Below are 17,545 nucleotides of genomic sequence, written 5' to 3'. Positions count from 1 at the left end.
CGAATGTAAGGCACAGGAATCCTAGACCATTACAGAATGGCAAAAGGAGGCTTCGCTTATGAAAAAGCAGCATCTGCGTGTGTACTCCGGATTCAAACTGGGATTGTTTCTGTTGATCTGTATGGTGACGATTGGGATAACTGTCCCTGGCAAGGCAGAAGCGGCGGGTTCAATTTCACTGGATGCGCCTGCGGGCGGATATGTGTCGGATGGAGGGCTGGTGGAAATTGGGGGCAGTTATACCGACTTGTATGACATTCGACTGTTTGTGGACGGAACGGCTCAATTCGAAGTGGTATTAAATGATCCGGATGGGGATGACAGCGGCACATGGTCTTATATGCTGGATACCTCAGGCTATAACGGGATTGTGGAACTGGTGGTTCGTGGACTGGATACGTCCACCCGTTACGGGGTATGGGGAGCACCGGCCATCCTTACCGTTAATAACCCGGCAGGTGCTGTTCCTGTAGTAACCATCACGGGACCATCTGAGGGCGTAGCTCTTAGCGGTCAGGTGGAGATCTCTGTCGAGACCAGCTCTCCACTTCCAATCATGCTGGTAGAGGTTCGGGTGAACCGCGGGCCATGGGAGGAGGCTCTTCAACAAGGCTCCGAGTATGTATACTTCTGGGACACGGCGGGACTTGGCGATCGCACGGTCAGTCTGGAGGCCAGAGCAGCCAGCGCGCCGGAGCGTTACGGTTATAGCCCGACGGTGTATGCTCAGGTGGGAACCGGGACGCATGAGACTGCCGTTCCTCTGCCTGTACAGGAGCGGGCCATGTGGATCTGGGAACCGGAGAGCTATAAGCTGCTGCTGAACCCTGGATCACGTCAGGTGCTGGAGTCATTCATCACCGATACGCAGACATTCGGCCAAACACCGGTTCAGACGCTTTATCTCGCAGTAGGCGGTTATGCCGGATACGATGCGCTGGAAGCGCAGGAAGTGGAGTTACGTTCTTTCGTGAGTTGGGCGCACAGCAAAAATCTGCAAGTGCATGCGTTAATTGCAGGCGGCACTACGCCGGCCTATATGGGCGCTTACGAGAAATATCACCATCATGCTGTGCAGGAAATGGAGCAGGTGATCAATTACAACCTTGCAGCGGGGGATACGGAGAAGTTTGACGGCATCAATGTGGATATTGAGCCTTATATCTCTCCCGACTTTAAAGACCCAAGTCATTTCCTGCAGAAGGAATACCTGGATGGCCTGCAAAAGATGATTGATCGCCGGGATACCGCAGGTATTTGGCTTCCGTTCGGTCCTGCTGTGCCGAAGTGGTATGACACATCGGATCAAGCAGCAAATATTTCATGGAATGGCTCCAGCAAATGGTTGTCTGAGCATGTTCAGGATATATCAGATTATATCTCCATTATGGATTACCGGGATACGGCGGATGGCTCGGCTGGCATTATTGCCGGGGCTGCTGGAGAGCTGGCTTATGCGGATCAGATCGGCAAGCCGAATTCCGTGGTGATTGGTGTGGAAACGCTGGATATCGCCAATAGCGGCGACCCGGAGACCATTACCTTCTGGGAGGAGGGGCGCATCCACATGGAGGCCGAGCTGGATAAGGTATATGCAGCTTACGGGCAGAGCAGCTCCTTTGGCGGCATTGCCGTCCATCACTATGATTCCTACCGGGCACTTCCTTCTTATTGGGGGCCGGGCGGTGTAGTTTGGACAGCTCCGGATGACCAGGAAGCTCCTTCCGCCCTTTCAGGGGTTCCTTCCATTGAGGCCACTGATTATCAGACTGTACATCTGAAGTATGGAATGGCTTCAGATAACATGGAAGTAGAACGCTATGTGATATACCGAAGTACCGTTCAGGGGTTCACACCTGTTGCTGCGGATATCGTCGGACTCGCTCGCGCACTGAATTACCAAGACAAAGGGCTACTGCCGGATACGACATACTACTATCGTATTGCGGCCCGTGATTTGGGTGGAAATATCGGGCCTCTCACTGATGAAATGTCAGCGACCACTGGTAGTACCACATTGAAGCCATTGATTGTAACAGACATGAATCTGGTCTATGGCGGATCAGGGGTATCCGTCACACTGAAGGTCAGAGATTATGATACAGGCGCGGTACTTGCGGGGGCGAAAGTCGAAGGGAGATTTACTTATTCGGCGGGGCGTTACACCAGCGGGACAACCGGAGTGGATGGGAGCGTGACGCTTGTCTCGGAAGCGGTGGGAACGGGCAGACAGGTTGGTTTTGAACCTCGCAGAATCCGTTACAACGGCTATTACTACGCAGTAGGTCATGATTCGCCGCATTCAACACTGCTGATGAATGCCAGCAATTGAACAAGCAGGAAAGAAACGGCTTGAAGGAGGGGGAAGCACATGAATATGAATGACTTGGTGGAACCGCTCAAGACTCATATCATTGAGCACATGTCTGTACAGGTTTATGCAGATCGGAATCAGATGGGGGCAGCCGCTGCGGCTGCGGTTGGGGCCAGATTAAGACAGCTGCTTCAGGATTCGGAGCGTCAGGTACGCATGGTGTTCGCTGCTGCTCCTTCGCAAAACGAATTATATGAAGGTTTGGTACGGGAGCCAGGTATCGATTGGTCAAGGGTTTGTGCCTTTCATATGGATGAATATATGGGTCTGGCGGATACCGCTCCCCAGCGATTTGGTCAATATTTAACGGATTGGCTGTTCAGTCGGGTGCAGCCTGGGCGGGTGGAGCTGTTGGATGGGCTACAAGATGTGGAGCAGGAGTGTCAGAGATATGGAGACCTGCTGCGTGCGGCTCCTATTGATATCGTCTGCCTCGGGATTGGAGAGAATGGGCATATCGCCTTTAATGATCCGCCTGTTGCCGATTTTGAAGATTCGAGGATCGTCAAAGCAGTGAAACTGGACGAAGCCTGTCGCCGTCAGCAGGTGAACGATGGGTGCTTTGCCCATCTGGATGATGTGCCTGCGGAGGCGTTGACTCTTACTGTGCCAACGTTGATGGCTGGAAGGGAGCTGTTTGCAATTGTGCCAGGAGCATCCAAGCGTCGTGCACTTGCGGCAGCTTTACATGATCCGATCAGCACGGCATGTCCTGCTACCATCCTGCGAACCCATCCCGGCATAACGATGTTCACAGACCGGGAAGCCTACGACCTGTGAGTGTGCCAATGATCGGGAAGCACTACAGAACAGGGTTGCCCATTGAGGTGGAGGTCAAAGATGGACGTATCACTGCTGTTACTGAACTTGAAATGTCGCCTCCCGTAGATTGCCTGCCCTGGCTTGCGCCTGGACTGGTGGATTTACAGGTCAACGGTGGATGGGGGCTGGATCTGAACACAGCCCCGCTATGTCCAGATATGGTAGTGCAGCTGACCCGGAAGCTGCAAAGTCAAGGTGTTACCAACTTTTGCCCGACGTTGATTACAAACAGTTCCGTACGGCTGGCTGAGGCGGCTTCTGTCATTGCAAAAGCCGTTCGGCTGAACCCGGATGCGGCCGAAGGGATTGTGGGCATTCATCTGGAAGGCCCATTCCTCTCGCCGGAGAATGGCCCACGCGGCGCCCACCCAAGCCAGCATATTGTTCCGCCTGATTGGGAGGCGCTCAGCCGTTGGCAGGATGCCGCCGATGGGTTAATTCGCATCATTACCCTTTCACCCGAGTGGCCTGGATCAGCTTCATTTATTGCCCGGTGCTGCGAATCCGGCATTCTTGTCTCGATCGGACATACGGCAGCAACGCCAGAACAGATCAGGGAAGCGGTCTCCGCAGGAGCAGTGATGTCTACACATCTTGGTAATGGTGCGCACTTGATGCTTCCGCGTCATCCAAACTACTTGTGGGAACAGCTGGCGGCCGATGAGCTGTATGGGTGCATGATAGCGGATGGTCATCATCTTCCGTTGTCCGTGCTGGCCGTAATTCTCCGGATGAAACGGAACCGCGCCATTCTGGTCAGTGATGCTGTCTCACTGAGCGGAATGCCGCCAGGTTCCTACCACCTGCATATCGGCGGAGATGTGGTATTGACGGCCGAAGGTCGGCTGCACCTTGCCGGCCAGCCGGAGCTGTTGGCTGGCTCGGCGATGATGCTGCCGAATCAGGTGGGATATCTTGTGGAAGCGGGGTTGTCCGGGCTTCCCGATGCCTGGGACTGTGCATCGGTGCATCCGGCACGGCTGCTTGGGCTTAAACAGGCTGCCGGACTTGAGGTCGGAGCGCCTGCGGATATCGTTAGCTTCAACATCGATGGTGGAAAGTTAAGTGTTTTGCAGTGTTGGAAGAATGGCCGGATCAGTCCACAGAGCCGAGAATAGGAGGAGAGCGATGCCGAGCTTGATACCACAACCGAAGCAAATTGCAGCGAGCGAAGGAGAAGCCTTGCGACTGAATGGAGAGGAAAAATGGGGTCTTTTCATGGAACAGGATGATCCCAGATTGGGAATTCATTGCCGCAGGGCATTTCCGGGAATGGAATATATATGCTCCAGAATAGAAAAGGGTTATTTGTTAGTAATCGGACGTTTCTCAGAGCAGGAAACGAAGCAGGTGGTCAATGATGAGGACTACGGATCGCATGCAGTTCATGAAGTTCTGGGAGCGCAACAGAATAGCCAGGTCATTTCTGATGTCCCTTCATTTACTCAACAAGACAGAATGGATCTGACTGGGCTGGACCGACGTCCACAAGGATATAAGCTGGAGGTGTCGACCGACAGGGCTGAAGTCCACGCACTGGATGCGGCGGGTCTATTTTATGGATTACAGACATTGGTACAACTGCTTGGACCGGATGGTGTCATCCCGGCGGTATCCATAACCGACTGGCCGGACACATCTTTACGCGCAATGAACTTTGACCTGCGTCAGACGTTCTCGAAGCCGGAACTGCTGACAGGGTATTTGGCTGATATCGCTCGTTATAAGACGAACGCGATTTTGATTGAATACGAGGATAAGTTCCCATTTCAGTCGCATCCCGAGTTCGCACATCCACAACATGCGTTAAGTCGTTCACAACTGGAAGAACTGAAGCAGAACGCCCACGAGCACTTTATAGAGATTATTCCACTCCAGCAGAGCTTCGGACATCTGGAATATGTATTACGCCACGAAGGTTGGCGGCATCTTCGCGAGACAGAGCGGTCCACCGGGGAGATCTGCCCATCGCATCCGGAAACCTTTGGATTGATAACCTCTTTACTCGAGGAGATGATCGACGCCCACCCGGATTCGCGATATATCCACCTCGGGTGTGACGAGGTCTATAGCCTATGCGAATGCGAACGCTGCAAAATCGAGTTTGGAGGCGTGCGAGAACGAGCTTTTATCGCCTTTTTGAATCGTCTGATTGCATTTACGGCAGAACGGGGGAAACTGCCAATTTTCTGGCATGACATGCTGGATAAATGCCCGCCAGAGGAGCTGGTTAAGCTGGATCAGCGAAGTGTCGCCATGATCTGGATCTACAACGGACGCAATATCGAAGCGGAGGTGACTTCACATGCGGCCAAATTCAGGTCGCTCGGCATTGAAGTAATGGGAGCGCCAGCAGTCCGCAGCTTTGACTGGGCTGAGCATCAGAATTATCCGGTACTGCTGAACCGGACAGACAACTTGCTTCAGTGGGCAGAGACGGCCGACAAGTTGGATATTGGCTGTGTTGTTGCTACTAACTGGACGGGGCCTTTCAGCCTCGGTGTTCCATATGGTATTTTCGAAACCACCTGGTACCCCATGCTGCTGCATGCGGATTTGGCCTGGAACCGAAAGGCGAATGCCACTACCTTCATCGACCGGTTTCTGGAACGGTTTCATGGCATTGATCCTGTTACTGGACACAACCTCCTCGGCAATTACAGGGTAGAGGATTATTATGATGTGATCTGGAAGCTGGTGGACGAAGTACGCGAGCACAAGGAAGAAGCGGAACTGATTGCGATAATGCATGATTTTGAGGTGGCGACAGATCGTTCGCGGGCAATCCATAAGTATGCTTACCGCTGGGAGCTGTATCCCGGAGACGATGCGGAGTGGCGCTCACTCCATAACAATTATACGAGAAACCGCCGCGGGCGTGAGGGCGTCCTCCCTCGGATGAAGGCTGCGCTGGAGCGTTACCAGCCCTCTGATATGGCAGAGCACTTTGTAAAATCGAGGTTCTATCTGCATGATTATCTGGAGCGCACGCTCTATCAAGAACTGGGTCTGAACGCACTGCATCCAGAAGCCGATCTGACGGCAATGAGCTTGGAAGACAAAATAGCTCTGATGTGTGTAGTCGGCACACCATCGACTCGGGCCGAGCCGGAGTTTCGCGGCAGAATGGCACAGCACCGATTCGGGGGCATCGGCATCTTTCCCCATAATATTGAGAGCGAGCAGCAGTCACATACGCTGCTTGCAGAAGTGAAGAACATAGCCGGAGAGAGCGGTAGCCTTTTGCCTTATTACGTTTCAGTAGATGAAGAGGGTGGGACCCTGTCCAAGTTTAAGTCCTTTTTTCCCTATGTTCCTGGCAACCGGGCAGTCGGGTTAAGTGAAGATCCGGAAGCCGCTCTTTTGCTCGGTAAAATCATCGGCAGTGAGCTGCACTCCCTTGGTATTCCCATGAACTGGGCACCAGTGCTGGATGTGAACACGAATATAGATAATCCGGTTGTGGGTGTTCGCTCCTTTGGAGAGGACCCGCAGCTGGTGTCCCAATTCGGCCGCGCCTATATACAGGGAATGCATGAAGCAGGTGTAGCCGTGACGGCAAAGCATTTTCCCGGACACGGGCAAGTGAGCGGAGACTCACATATTGTTTTGCCCGAATGTGAGTTGACGATCGAGCAGTTGATGGAGGGGCCGTTGCTTCCCTTCATTAAGGCGATTGAAGCTGGTGCAGATTCCATCATGATGGGACATCTGGTGTTTCCCAACATTCCGGAATCCGGCGGACTTCCGGCCTCGCTCAGTCCTTTTTTTGCCACGGAATTGCTGCGGAAGCAGTTGGGCTTTGCGGGGGTGATCTGCACCGATGACATCGAAATGGGGGCAATTCGCAAAAATTTCAGCCCGGAAGATGTGGGTGTGCTGGCTGTTCAGGCGGGGAATGATATGATCCTGATGTGCCATACGCCGGAGTTCCAGAGCCGAGTCATCGCGGGTATTCTGGCAGCTGTACGGGATGGGCGCATCCACGAGTCGCGAATCGACGAGTCGGTTCTTCGTATTCGGCAGCTGTATGACCAATTCCGGCAGTACCAAGCGGCTGCACAGCCGATTCCCAGAGAGCAGTGGGGAGAGGCGGCACTGAAGCTGGCTCGTATGACTGTCAAAGTTAGTCGGGACCCGCAGGGTCTGCTGCCACTCAAGGATTCGCTGAAATATTTGCTGATACTGCCGCAGCAGGAGCAGCTGACCCAGGCCGATAATAGTGGTTCTGCGGAAATCAGGGTAGCCTCCCAATTGAAGGATGAAGGCTTGGTTGTGCAGACGCGCTACTGTGCAATGAAGCCGGATCCCGTGCAGATAAAGTCTCTGGTTCTGCAAGCTGCTGATGCGGATGTCGTTATCCAGGGCACCCTTAATGCCCATCTATTCACAGGACAGCTGGAACTGTCCGAGGCCTTGGCTGCAGTTAAGCCACTGCTGAATCTGGTGCTGCGCAATCCCTATGATGACGCTGTACTGCCGCAGACAGCCGGAAGCATACTGTTGTGCTCAACCTCCGATTATTCACTGCGGGCACTGGTGGAATGCTTGACAGCATCAAAGTGAGACTTATCAGTGATGAGCTGATCAACAGGGCAATGAAATTATCCAAAAGCTCAAAAGAAAGCTTGCGTGCATTTGCCAAACTTCATTCTTACAAGCGATCTAGCTTGAAAAGTAATGATCCAGGATGGACCAAAAAAAGCCCGCACTGTGGTATTATCCCCTTTAAGTAGACACTTAAAAAAACCTTCATGTTATCATGAGGGTTCAAGTGACACTTGGAGGGGATATTTTTATGGCCAAAAAAGGACAAACATTTCAGACGTATACCGAAGAGTTTAAATTGAATGCAGTTAGATCCTATGTCGAAGGTTCTTCAAGTTACAAAGTGGTCGCTGATCGCGAAGGAATTCGAAACTGTTCACAACTGAAGGTGTGGGTAAAAAAATGGAAAAACGGGGAAGTGTTTGATGAGCGAAAAAACAATGTTCCGAATCCAATGAAAGGACGTCCTCGTACTGCCTTTAGCAGTGTAGAAGAAGAACGGGATTACCTTCAAGCACAGGTGGATTATTTAAAAAAGCGGTATCCAAATCTAGTAAAGGAGAAGCGCTGAGCCAACGGGAGAACTACGATATCATAGACGAATTGCGCTGCTCGCATGGCATTACACGCCTATTATCGATTACAGGAATACCCCGTTCCAGTTACTACAAATGGCGAGCAACACAGCCGCAGCGAGACGCAAGACAAGACCGTGAGCGTGAGATCAAAGAACACATGATGGCTATTCATTTTGCAAACCGAGAGTTTGGTTATCCTCGCATGACAACGGCGTTGTGGGAGGCTGGTCTGAACGTTAATCACAAGAAAGTATGGCGAATCATGCGGGAACTATCGATCCAATCGGTAATTCGTAAGAAGCGGAAGAAGTCCAGCTATACGCCATCTGTGATTTATCCGAATCGCCTGAAGCGCCAGTTTCATGCGACAGCACCCCAGCAAAAAATGGTGACGGATATTACCTATATTCCGAATGGAAGTACATTTGTTTACCTGTCCGTGATTCAAGACCTGTTCAACAATGAGATTGTAGCTTGGCAGTTGTCTAAACGGAACGATGTTCAGCTCGTATTGGATACGGTGGAACAATGGACACAAAAAAGAGACGTTTCAGAAGCCGTGCTCCATTCGGATCAGGGCTTCCAATACACGTCTCAGGCGTACAACACACGATTAGAAGCATTCGGCGTGAAGGGCAGCCACTCTCGCAAAGCAACCTGCCTAGATAACGCATGCATCGAATCCTTCTTTTCGCATCTCAAGACAGAGAAGCTGTACCTTAACCAGTGTAATTCAGAAGTAGAGATTCGACAAGCCGTGGAAGATTATATGTACAATTACAACTACCGACGCTTTCAAGCCAAACTCAAACAGCGCGCACCGATTGAATATCGATGCGCACTGGCAGCATAGCTTTTTTTATCTGTCTACTTGACAGGGGTAAGACCACTGTGCGGGCTTTTGGTCAGTCTTTAAACTAAACTCTAATACAACAACATCGTCTTCTCAAAAAAAGTTTTATACATCTTCATCCACAGCAATAGTTTATAGATGTCTTATGACAAGAGGCTTTCTCGACATCATCCATGCTGCAATTAGCAAGGCGAGAGCCACTAGAATTCCCGACTCTCCAGTCCATAGAAGAACGTTCTTGCCACTGGAAGATATATCAAAGGCATCCTGAATCACGGCATTCCAACATGCATGGAGGAGAATTGCAGGCCATATGCTGCCCGTTGTTAAGCGCAAGCGGCTGATCAGATAACTGAAAGAGGTCACTGAAATCATAAATAGGATAACCGATAAGGCAGGATATGGACCGGAATAATAATTTGCAAAAAGCATCACGGGAAGGTGCCATACCCCCCAAATAATTCCGCTCGTCAGCACGGGTCGAGGTACACGGGCGTTGATTAGGCGAGTGAGCATATAGCCTCTCCATCCAAGCTCCTCTCCTGAACTGCTGATTATACCGATTGCAGTACCCGCAAACATTTGAACAAGTATCGTTCCTGCAAAGATAACGCCTGATGGACCTTGAATGAATGATTCCGGTGTAACGTACTGAACAAGTCCTGTAATCCAGGCAATTCCATAAGCGAATAAACCAATGACAACTGGAAACAGCAAAATGAAAGGTAACGACTTGAAGGTTTGCTTCCCCCCAATCCGCAGGGAAATATCCGAGATTCCTTCACGCAGTACGATACGGGCGAAGATGGAGGATAAGCCCGGTGTCCACATGAGGAGCAGGCCGAAAATCGGTGCTTTCATGATCAGTACATAACTAAGGATGGAGAGAGGGATGAGTATGGCAAAGAAAACGAGCAGTCCTCGCCTGGCTTTTTGGACCTTTTCCTCCTCTGAACTCAAGCTGGGCATCGTACTAAAATCTGTTCTCATTGTGATAGCTCCTTTTAATCAAAATATGTATGTCGCTTTGCAGTATAACAGTGGATTTACCATAATCAGAACAAACTCAAGCCCAGTCTTTGTCCAAGACCCTAGCCCAGGAGGAACACGACTAAAGTATAGTAGCGAGATTTGAAAAATGAGGTAAAGCGCAGCTATTCCTATGCAGTGTATAATTTCGCACAACACCTTGTTGCCAGCACAAAGGATTTTGGAATAGATTTTTTTAAGAGGGTCTTGAATCTTCACCTACTGGAGGTTGTAAGCTACGAATTAGCTAGCTAGCAACTTACTATAAAGGTGGAGGTTCAATTCTTATGAGGTTTTTAGAAGTTTTGTTTGTTGTTTTTAATATTATGATGGTGGGTTGGATTATATTTGCGAAAAACAAGACGCTGCGTAATTTGCTTATTGGATTTGGCGTGTCTGCCATTCTCATGCTGATGCATGGGATCATAGAAGGCATGCGTTGGCCAATGATTCCGGCCTATGTGATGACAGTAATACCGTTTGTCGTAGTCATAACTAAATTGAAGTCGAAGTCTCGACAAGAAGAGGAACAAACCACTCGAAAAAGATCGGTTGTAAAGCTCATTTTCGTGACAATACTGATGGTTGTTTATTCAGCGGCAGCGGTGGTATTGCCGATATTGCTTCCGGTATTCACTTTTGATATGCCAACAGGTCCTTACAAAATCGGCACAGTTACTTATGACTGGGTAGATGATCAGCGTGAAGAAATCCTTACGTCAGATCCAAGCGATAAGCGCGAATTAATGGTACAAATTTGGTATCCTGCGGACGCCAAAGCGAAAGGGAAACCGCAAGCCTATCATTCTAATATGGATGTCTTTGCGGAGGGATACCACAAAATGTTTAATGTTCCTAAGCTTCTGTTTTCTTCAATCGGCTATGTAAAGACGCATGCCATAGAACATGCAGAGATTTCTAATGCAGAGCCGTCCTATCCGGTACTTCTTTTTTCCCATGGCCTCACTGGAAACAAAATGCAGAATACCTTCCAGGTTGAACAATTGGTTAGCCAGGGTTACATCGTTGTTGGTATAGACCATACCTACAGCAGTACCGCTTCAATTTTCCCGAATGGGCGTGTGGCGCCTTTAATTATGCTAGACATCAATTCCATCGCAGACCTGGATGAAGCCAATATACAATGGGTAGAAGATGCGCGTTTTGTACTAGATCAAGTGGAGCAACTGGCGGCAAATGATCCAGAGCGGCGTTTTACTGGACGGATGGATATGAATAATGTCGGGATGTTCGGTCATTCCTTTGGTGGTGCAACAAGTGTACAAGCGTTAATGACAGATTCAAGAATTAAGGCGGCGCTTAATATGGATGGTGCATTATATGGGGAACGTCGTATTCCGGAAGAAGGGCTGAAGAAGCCATTTATGATGATGAGTGCTGATTCCAGTGTAGAGAGTATGAAGAAGGTAACGGAGGGCAGTCCGATTGACATGATGAAGGAAGTTCTGCCTCGGTTCGATCATGTAACAACAGGTGGTAACTACTGGATGATCCTAAATAAGACGAATCACCTCAGCTTTACCGATATGGTTCTGTTCTCACCTCTGTTTCAATTGATGCAGGGCCGTGATGTTCGGGAGGGTCTGAGCCTCATTACCGATTATTCACAGGATTTCTTCGATCATTATTTAAAGGGAAAACCATTTGAACTTATAGGGCAAAATGTTGGAGAGCACCCGAAATTTACCCTCCTTCATGACTAAAGCAACCTAGCCCGAAGGCTCTAGCCTTTGGGCTGTACACTGGAGTGACTTTGTAATGGTATTATCCTTTGTTGCAGGTTTTGAAAAAAAATTAGATTTCCTTCTGCAAGCAAGTTTAATTGCGGACTCATAATGGCACACAACCTGTTGACCCGATCAATGAGCGGCGAATGAGTCTGCTCGGCATGTTCCAAAAAGGAAATAAGGAAATCCTCGTTATAGATCGTTTGCTCTGCATTGTCATATAGAGAGACCGACTCTTCAATGATGGCCTGAACTTCAGGACTGTCAGCAGACTTTTTACTTTCCAACGCATGGGTTAATCGAACATAGATTTGATCCAGCTTCTTGATCCATGTATCAGCATCATAGCGGGGTTGTAGTTCATTAATAAAGAATGCAAAGTTAGTGATTTTCATGTCTTTCATGAATTGGGGATCATTTATAATTTCTTGTAACTCATTCCATGCAGCTATTTCTATTGCCGTTGTTTTCTTTTGATTTACAATATGTTTATTAAAGTAATGCAGCATGGGAGCCTGATAGTCTGGAGGAACTCCTTCAAAGAGATTAGAACTTTCAACATTCTCATTAATGAACTTTTTCCGCTTTTCAACATTGGACGCTTTGGCTTGAACGAGGTCGTAAAGGTAACGCAAGGAACCCCCTTGTTGCTGCTTCGCTTGTTGTAAAATAGATATCATATTGGTTAGCGCGCTAGCTTGGATCGAAAGGGTTTCAATCTGCCAGTCGAGTGCTTTATCAATCGATAACTCTCCAGAAAATAACTGGCTAATCTCTTCAATACCAAAATCCAAGTAGCGGAGCGTTGCAGTGAGCTCTAACCGCCACACATCCTCGGTTGAATAGAGTCGATGTCCTCCTTCTGTATAATTTGTGGGCTTCACTAACCCGATTTCATCATAGTATCGAATAGTTCTGACCTTAGAACCAATCATTTTAGCTACTTCTCCAATCGTAAAGGTCTCTACCTTATTCGGAGAATCAGTGGAGATGTGATGCTGCAGCTCTGTATCGACATTTGAATGCAAGAAAATTACCTCCAATGTTAATAATGACTATATATTTATAACTCATTTTATATTTAATAGGATATATATATCAATTTGATTATCATCACCTATTTTACAATAGAAATAAGGCCGCAGTGATTCGTTAAAACTCAGTAGGAGAGCGAATAACGTGTACTGGCTTTCTTAGACAAAATAACGGGAATAAGGGATTTCCCCGTCATGCGAATGGTTTATGGAAGAGCAAAAAGAGCACGTCTCAAACGCGCTCTTTTGTTTGTGTTTAGCTGGTTGTCATGGTGTTTCTTTATCATTCTTTAAGATGGCCATGTATTTAAATTATGCGTTCAGATCCGTAATTGCCGGCATATTAATTTCTTTTACACAGGCTGCATTCGACAGGCCGACAATGCACTTTACAATAGAAACCATATCTTGAAGAGGGATGCGTGTACCATTATATTCGGAAAGAGCGCGGTCAATGCCATCTTTATATGGAACTTCGGCTGCGAGTTCTCCCGGGTTGATACATGTAACCGCGATCCGATCGTTTCTTGTATGTTCTCTCAGGGCTTCTGTAACCCCACGAATGGCAAATTTGGAGGCTACAAAAGATACCTGTGTACTGTTCGCATTGCTCAGACCCGCAGTTGAGCCAATAAGAATGATTTTGCCTGCTGTTGATTTCCTGAGGTGGGGCAATAATGCCTGAATGCTTACAATAGCGGATGTTACATTCACATGAATCAGATTACTGATGTCGGCGGGGGTGTCCTTATCGAACGTATAGTGGTCCTCGAACCCCTCTTTTTCCCAAATGCCCACATTGTAAATGAGAACATCCAAAGTCTCGTTCTGAAGGGCATCGCAGATCTGTTCGGATGAATCAAGCGTAGACAGATCTGCCTGTATCCAAATGCGTTCTACGCCATCGTCGAGCTTCAAGTTATCAGGTTTCGTGCGGGACACAACCCAGACTTTATCGCCTTGTTCAGGAACCCCCCTGACAAATGCATCTCCTAATCCTTTGCTAGCACCAAATACAAGATAGTTTTTCAATTAAAGTGCTCCTTTTTCTCCAAAGTGTCGGCTAAAGATACCAGCTCAAAACGCAGGCTCTTTATTTTCCAATAATATAATGTCTTCTCCTTGTTGTTGCCTTAATGCTATATTCTCCCGCCCCCATGTACACATCACATCCACGATCTTGTTGGCGGTAACTCCATACTCCGTAAGGCTGTATTCGACTTTGGGCGGCATCTGTTGGTAAACATGTCTACTGACAAGGCCGTCTCTTTCAAGTTCGCGTAATTGCTGGATCAGGACCTTTTGCGAGATACCGTCTATACTGCGCTGTAACTCGCCTGTCCTTTTCACACCGGACATTAATAAACATATGATTAGCGCTTTCCATTTGCCGCCAATAATTTCGAGTGTTGCTTCGATTCCCAGGTTATATTGCTTCATGACATATCACCTCGTTCATGTTACATCGTGTTGATGTGGTATAACTATTCATTTTCTCATAATGTGGCTGATGAAGTCCATACACACTTTGAAGTAACCATCTTACTTTCGAGTGTGTATTTTCTTTTTTTTAGGCTTATATGATAATGGCCCTAGTCGAAAAAGGAGTCTGAAACTGAACCGAGAAAGGAATGTTAAACATGAAAACACTGGTCATTCTGGCGCATCCCAATATAGAGGTCTCAAGAGTAAATCAACGTTGGAAAGATGAGCTGCTGCAGCACTCCGATATTACAATTCATGAGATTGATAAAGCCTATCCTGATTGGAACATCGATGTTTCCAGAGAACAGAAGTTACTTGAAGCATATGATCATATTATTTTGCAGTTTCCGTTATATTGGTACAGCTATCCACCGTTATTGAAAAAGTGGTTAGATGATGTTTTTACTTACGGATGGGCGTATGGATCAACAGGTAACAAATTGCATGGTAAAAAGATGGGTTTGGCCATATCCATTGGCGACAAGAAGGAAAGTTACACGAAGGATGGTTCAGTTTCCTTTACTGTGGAAGAGGTGGTTACGCCTTTCAAGGCCAGCATAAATCATGTTGGAGCCGTAGCGTTACCGTATTTTGCAGTCTTTGGTGCCTCATTTCAAGCTACCGATGAAGAAATTAACCAAAGTGCACAAGATTATATCCGTTATATCCATAAGTATCAGAATGAGGTTAGGAATCTATCGATTTGAACAGATAAAAAGCGATGCAATCGTGTGCCATATTCATTAGATCTAAATAACTATGTAACTATGAAGGGGCTGTCCCAAGTCATGAGTATGACTTTTGGACGGCCCCTTTGACAAGAAAACACCAAACTACACGAGGCTGATTTGTTGTATAAAATACACATTTGAATTCCAGCACTTTCGGCTGCTTCCGTTAATAACTTCATATACTACTTCTTCCCGTAACCTTATAACCCTTATGAATAATGGTGAATTGACGCCTGTCTTTTGTCCACACCGTTGCTTTCATGCATGAATATTACTATTCATGTGAGCTTAAGAGACTAAGAGGTTCATAAAAAGGTGGGATGGGGAAGATGGCTATTTTATCAACTGGGCCGATCGAAAACAATCCGGTTTCTGGTGTTAGACCGACACAACAGGTAACGATTAGGTTGGTAAGTCGAACTGCTGTGGACCCTGTAACGGTATCCGTTCAGGGGTATGTGCTAAGCACAACAAGAACACTGTATGTGAGCGAAATGATCAGTATTGCATCAAACGAAGCAGTGACCAGAAATTATTTTGCAGACTTAGATGCTTTTGAGTTTGTTTTTGGAACCAGTACAGAAGGTGCTGAAGAAGTAGGAATCTCAGTATGGGGCAAACAAACGTCGGGACAATTGGTAGATGCTCACCGGGTAGTGGAGCACGAAAAAACAGTTAAAAACATCTAGCAGATAAAATTTACTCAAAAGAAAGGGGAGAGTAACGATGAGCTTTTTATCAACAGGGCCGATTGAAAACAATCCTGTTAGTGGTGTAAGACCGACTCAGTCAGTTACCGTGAGGATGGATAACCGCAGCGATGTGACAGCCTCAACTATACAGATGCAAGGGTATTACATGAGTGGTGGATTGAGGGTTCTGTATATCAGTGAATCTTTTGACATCGCACCAAATCAAGTCATAACCAACAACTACTTTGCCAATCTGGATGCCTTCGAGTTTACTTTTACAACAACAATGATGGTTGATGATCCTGTTCAAGTATCCGTATGGGGGAAGAGCAGCACAGGTTCTTTGGTAACAGCCCATCGATTGGTTTCCTCAGAATTGCTGAGTGAAATTCCGAGCGTCACTGGAGCCACAGGCGCAACAGGGGCTACGGGAGCGACAGGTACGGCAGGTACAACGGGAGCTACGGGAGCGACAGGTACACCAGGTGTAACCGGAGTAACGGGAGCGACAGGTACGCCAGGTGCAGCCGGAGTAACGGGAGCGACAGGTACGCCAGGTGCAGCCGGAGTAACAGGAGCAACAGGTACGGCAGGCACAACCGGAGCTACGGGAGCGACAGGTACGCCAGGTGCAGCCGGAGTAACAGGAGCGACAGGTACACCAGGCGTAACCGGAGTAACGGGAGCGACAGGTACACCAGGCGAAACGGGAGTAACGGGAGCGACAGGCACACCTGGTGCAACCGGAGTAACGGGAGCAACAGGCACACCTGGTGCAACCGGAGTAACGGGAGCGACAGGTACACCAGGCGAAACGGGAGCTACGGGAGCGACAGGTACACCAGGCGAAACGGGAGTAACGGGAGCGACAGGCACACCTGGTGCAACCGGAGTAACGGGAGCGACAGGTACGCCAGGTGTAACCGGAGTAACGGGAGCAACAGGCACACCAGGTGCAACCGGAGTAACGGGAGCGACAGGCACACCAGGTGCAACCGGAGTAACGGGAGCAACAGGTACCGCGGGTACAACTGGAGCTACGGGAGCAACAGGTACCGCGGGTACAACTGGAGCTACGGGAGCAACAGGGGCAGCAGGTTCTGGAGCAATCATCCCTTACGCATCAGGCCTGCCTGTTGCATTGACTACGGTATTAGGCGGACTTTTGAATACCTCCAGTTTAGTTGGATTTGGCAACAATGCTACAGGAATAAGTGTTAACGGAGGGATTATTGATCTCACAGGCGCTGCAGGCACCTTGCTTAACTTTGCTTTCTCGGCATCGCGTCCAGGAACGATTACTTCACTGGCCGCTTATTTCAGTACAACAGCTGGGCTTAGCTTGGTTGGATCTACAGTAACCATAACTGCACAATTATACCATTCGACTACACCTAATAACTCCTTTACCGCTGTACCGGGTGCAGTGGTAACCTTGGCTCCACCACTGACCGGCATTTTGTCATTGGGCACAATATCCAGCGGATTGACCACAGGACTGAGTATTCCAGTAGCTGCCGGTGATCGTCTGCTTATGGTGTTCTCAGCATCAGTAACGGCCGGAATTGATGTGGCTTCAACCATAGCCGGATATGCAAGCGGCAGTCTTACCATCACTTAATATCGCTTTATACTTTATATCCAGTCAAGG

14 protein-coding genes are annotated in these 17,545 nt (G+C 48.3%); 10 read left to right on the top strand and 4 right to left on the bottom strand.

The features are described from left to right. Positions 1-58 precede the first annotated feature (58 nt). From RS891_RS23560 to RS891_RS23535, 6 genes are all read left to right on the top strand, one after another. Positions 59-2,332, top strand: coding sequence for an Ig-like domain-containing protein (locus tag RS891_RS23560; protein WP_315793345.1), 2,274 nt, complete (start codon positions 59-61; stop codon positions 2,330-2,332). Between the two features lie 39 nt (positions 2,333-2,371). Beyond that, on the top strand, positions 2,372-3,154 hold the full coding sequence (locus RS891_RS23555; protein ID WP_309304335.1) for a glucosamine-6-phosphate deaminase: 783 nt from the start codon (positions 2,372-2,374) through the stop codon (positions 3,152-3,154). After that, a complete protein-coding gene (locus RS891_RS23550) occupies positions 3,151-4,314 on the top strand; it encodes an N-acetylglucosamine-6-phosphate deacetylase (RefSeq protein ID WP_315793344.1) in 1,164 nt (387 codons plus the stop codon). Before RS891_RS23555 ends, RS891_RS23550 begins: the two co-directional genes overlap by 4 nt. Positions 4,315-4,324: 10 nt before the next feature. Next, positions 4,325-7,762 (top strand): DUF4838 domain-containing protein, encoded by a 3,438-nt coding sequence (locus RS891_RS23545; protein ID WP_315793343.1) that lies wholly within the window; start codon positions 4,325-4,327, stop codon positions 7,760-7,762. Between the two features lie 232 nt (positions 7,763-7,994). Next, positions 7,995-8,315 carry a transposase gene (locus RS891_RS23540; RefSeq protein ID WP_315793342.1) on the top strand — a complete coding sequence of 107 codons (321 nt, stop codon included), beginning with the start codon at positions 7,995-7,997 and terminating at the stop codon, positions 8,313-8,315. Then, entirely contained in the window at positions 8,312-9,175 is an 864-nt protein-coding gene (locus RS891_RS23535) for an IS3 family transposase (protein WP_315796181.1), read from the top strand. The genes RS891_RS23540 and RS891_RS23535 overlap by 4 nt, the downstream gene beginning before the upstream one ends. 132 nt (positions 9,176-9,307) lie before the next feature. On the opposite strand, the gene RS891_RS23530 is transcribed toward RS891_RS23535, so the two are convergent. After that, positions 9,308-10,165 (bottom strand): CPBP family glutamic-type intramembrane protease, encoded by an 858-nt coding sequence (locus RS891_RS23530; RefSeq protein ID WP_315793341.1) that lies wholly within the window; start codon positions 10,163-10,165, stop codon positions 9,308-9,310. A 326-nt stretch (positions 10,166-10,491) separates the two neighbouring features. On the opposite strand from RS891_RS23530, the gene RS891_RS23525 reads away from it, so the two are divergent. Next, complete coding sequence (locus tag RS891_RS23525) at positions 10,492-11,928, top strand: alpha/beta hydrolase family protein (protein ID WP_315793340.1); 1,437 nt, start codon at positions 10,492-10,494, stop codon at positions 11,926-11,928. Between the two features lie 20 nt (positions 11,929-11,948). Here RS891_RS23525 and RS891_RS23520 read toward each other — a convergent pair whose 3' ends face one another. The 3 genes from RS891_RS23520 to RS891_RS23510 form a co-directional block, all read right to left on the bottom strand. After that, positions 11,949-12,980 carry a MerR family transcriptional regulator gene (locus RS891_RS23520; protein ID WP_315793339.1) on the bottom strand — a complete coding sequence of 344 codons (1,032 nt, stop codon included), beginning with the start codon at positions 12,978-12,980 and terminating at the stop codon, positions 11,949-11,951. A 318-nt stretch (positions 12,981-13,298) separates the two neighbouring features. Beyond that, a complete protein-coding gene (locus RS891_RS23515) occupies positions 13,299-14,018 on the bottom strand; it encodes an SDR family NAD(P)-dependent oxidoreductase (protein WP_113053674.1) in 720 nt (239 codons plus the stop codon). A 45-nt stretch (positions 14,019-14,063) separates the two neighbouring features. Further along, a complete protein-coding gene (locus RS891_RS23510) occupies positions 14,064-14,426 on the bottom strand; it encodes a winged helix-turn-helix transcriptional regulator (RefSeq protein ID WP_113053675.1) in 363 nt (120 codons plus the stop codon). Between the two features lie 200 nt (positions 14,427-14,626). On the opposite strand from RS891_RS23510, the gene RS891_RS23505 reads away from it, so the two are divergent. The 3 genes from RS891_RS23505 (at position 14,627) to RS891_RS23495 (ending at position 17,515) form a co-directional block, all read left to right on the top strand. Beyond that, complete coding sequence (locus tag RS891_RS23505) at positions 14,627-15,178, top strand: NAD(P)H-dependent oxidoreductase (protein WP_315793338.1); 552 nt, start codon at positions 14,627-14,629, stop codon at positions 15,176-15,178. Positions 15,179-15,531: 353 nt separating this feature from the next. Further along, positions 15,532-15,891 carry a hypothetical protein gene (locus RS891_RS23500; RefSeq protein ID WP_315793337.1) on the top strand — a complete coding sequence of 120 codons (360 nt, stop codon included), beginning with the start codon at positions 15,532-15,534 and terminating at the stop codon, positions 15,889-15,891. 37 nt (positions 15,892-15,928) lie between these two features. After that, a complete protein-coding gene (locus tag RS891_RS23495) occupies positions 15,929-17,515 on the top strand; it encodes an exosporium glycoprotein BclB-related protein (protein WP_315793336.1) in 1,587 nt (528 codons plus the stop codon). The last annotated feature ends 30 nt before the right edge of the window (positions 17,516-17,545 follow it).

Origin of the sequence: Paenibacillus sp. BIC5C1 (assembly GCF_032399705.1) — a bacterium.
GTDB classification, from domain to species: domain Bacteria; phylum Bacillota; class Bacilli; order Paenibacillales; family Paenibacillaceae; genus Paenibacillus; species Paenibacillus taichungensis_A.
Note: the sequence above shows the minus strand (reverse complement) of the source record. Positions and strands in the feature narration are given on the sequence as shown.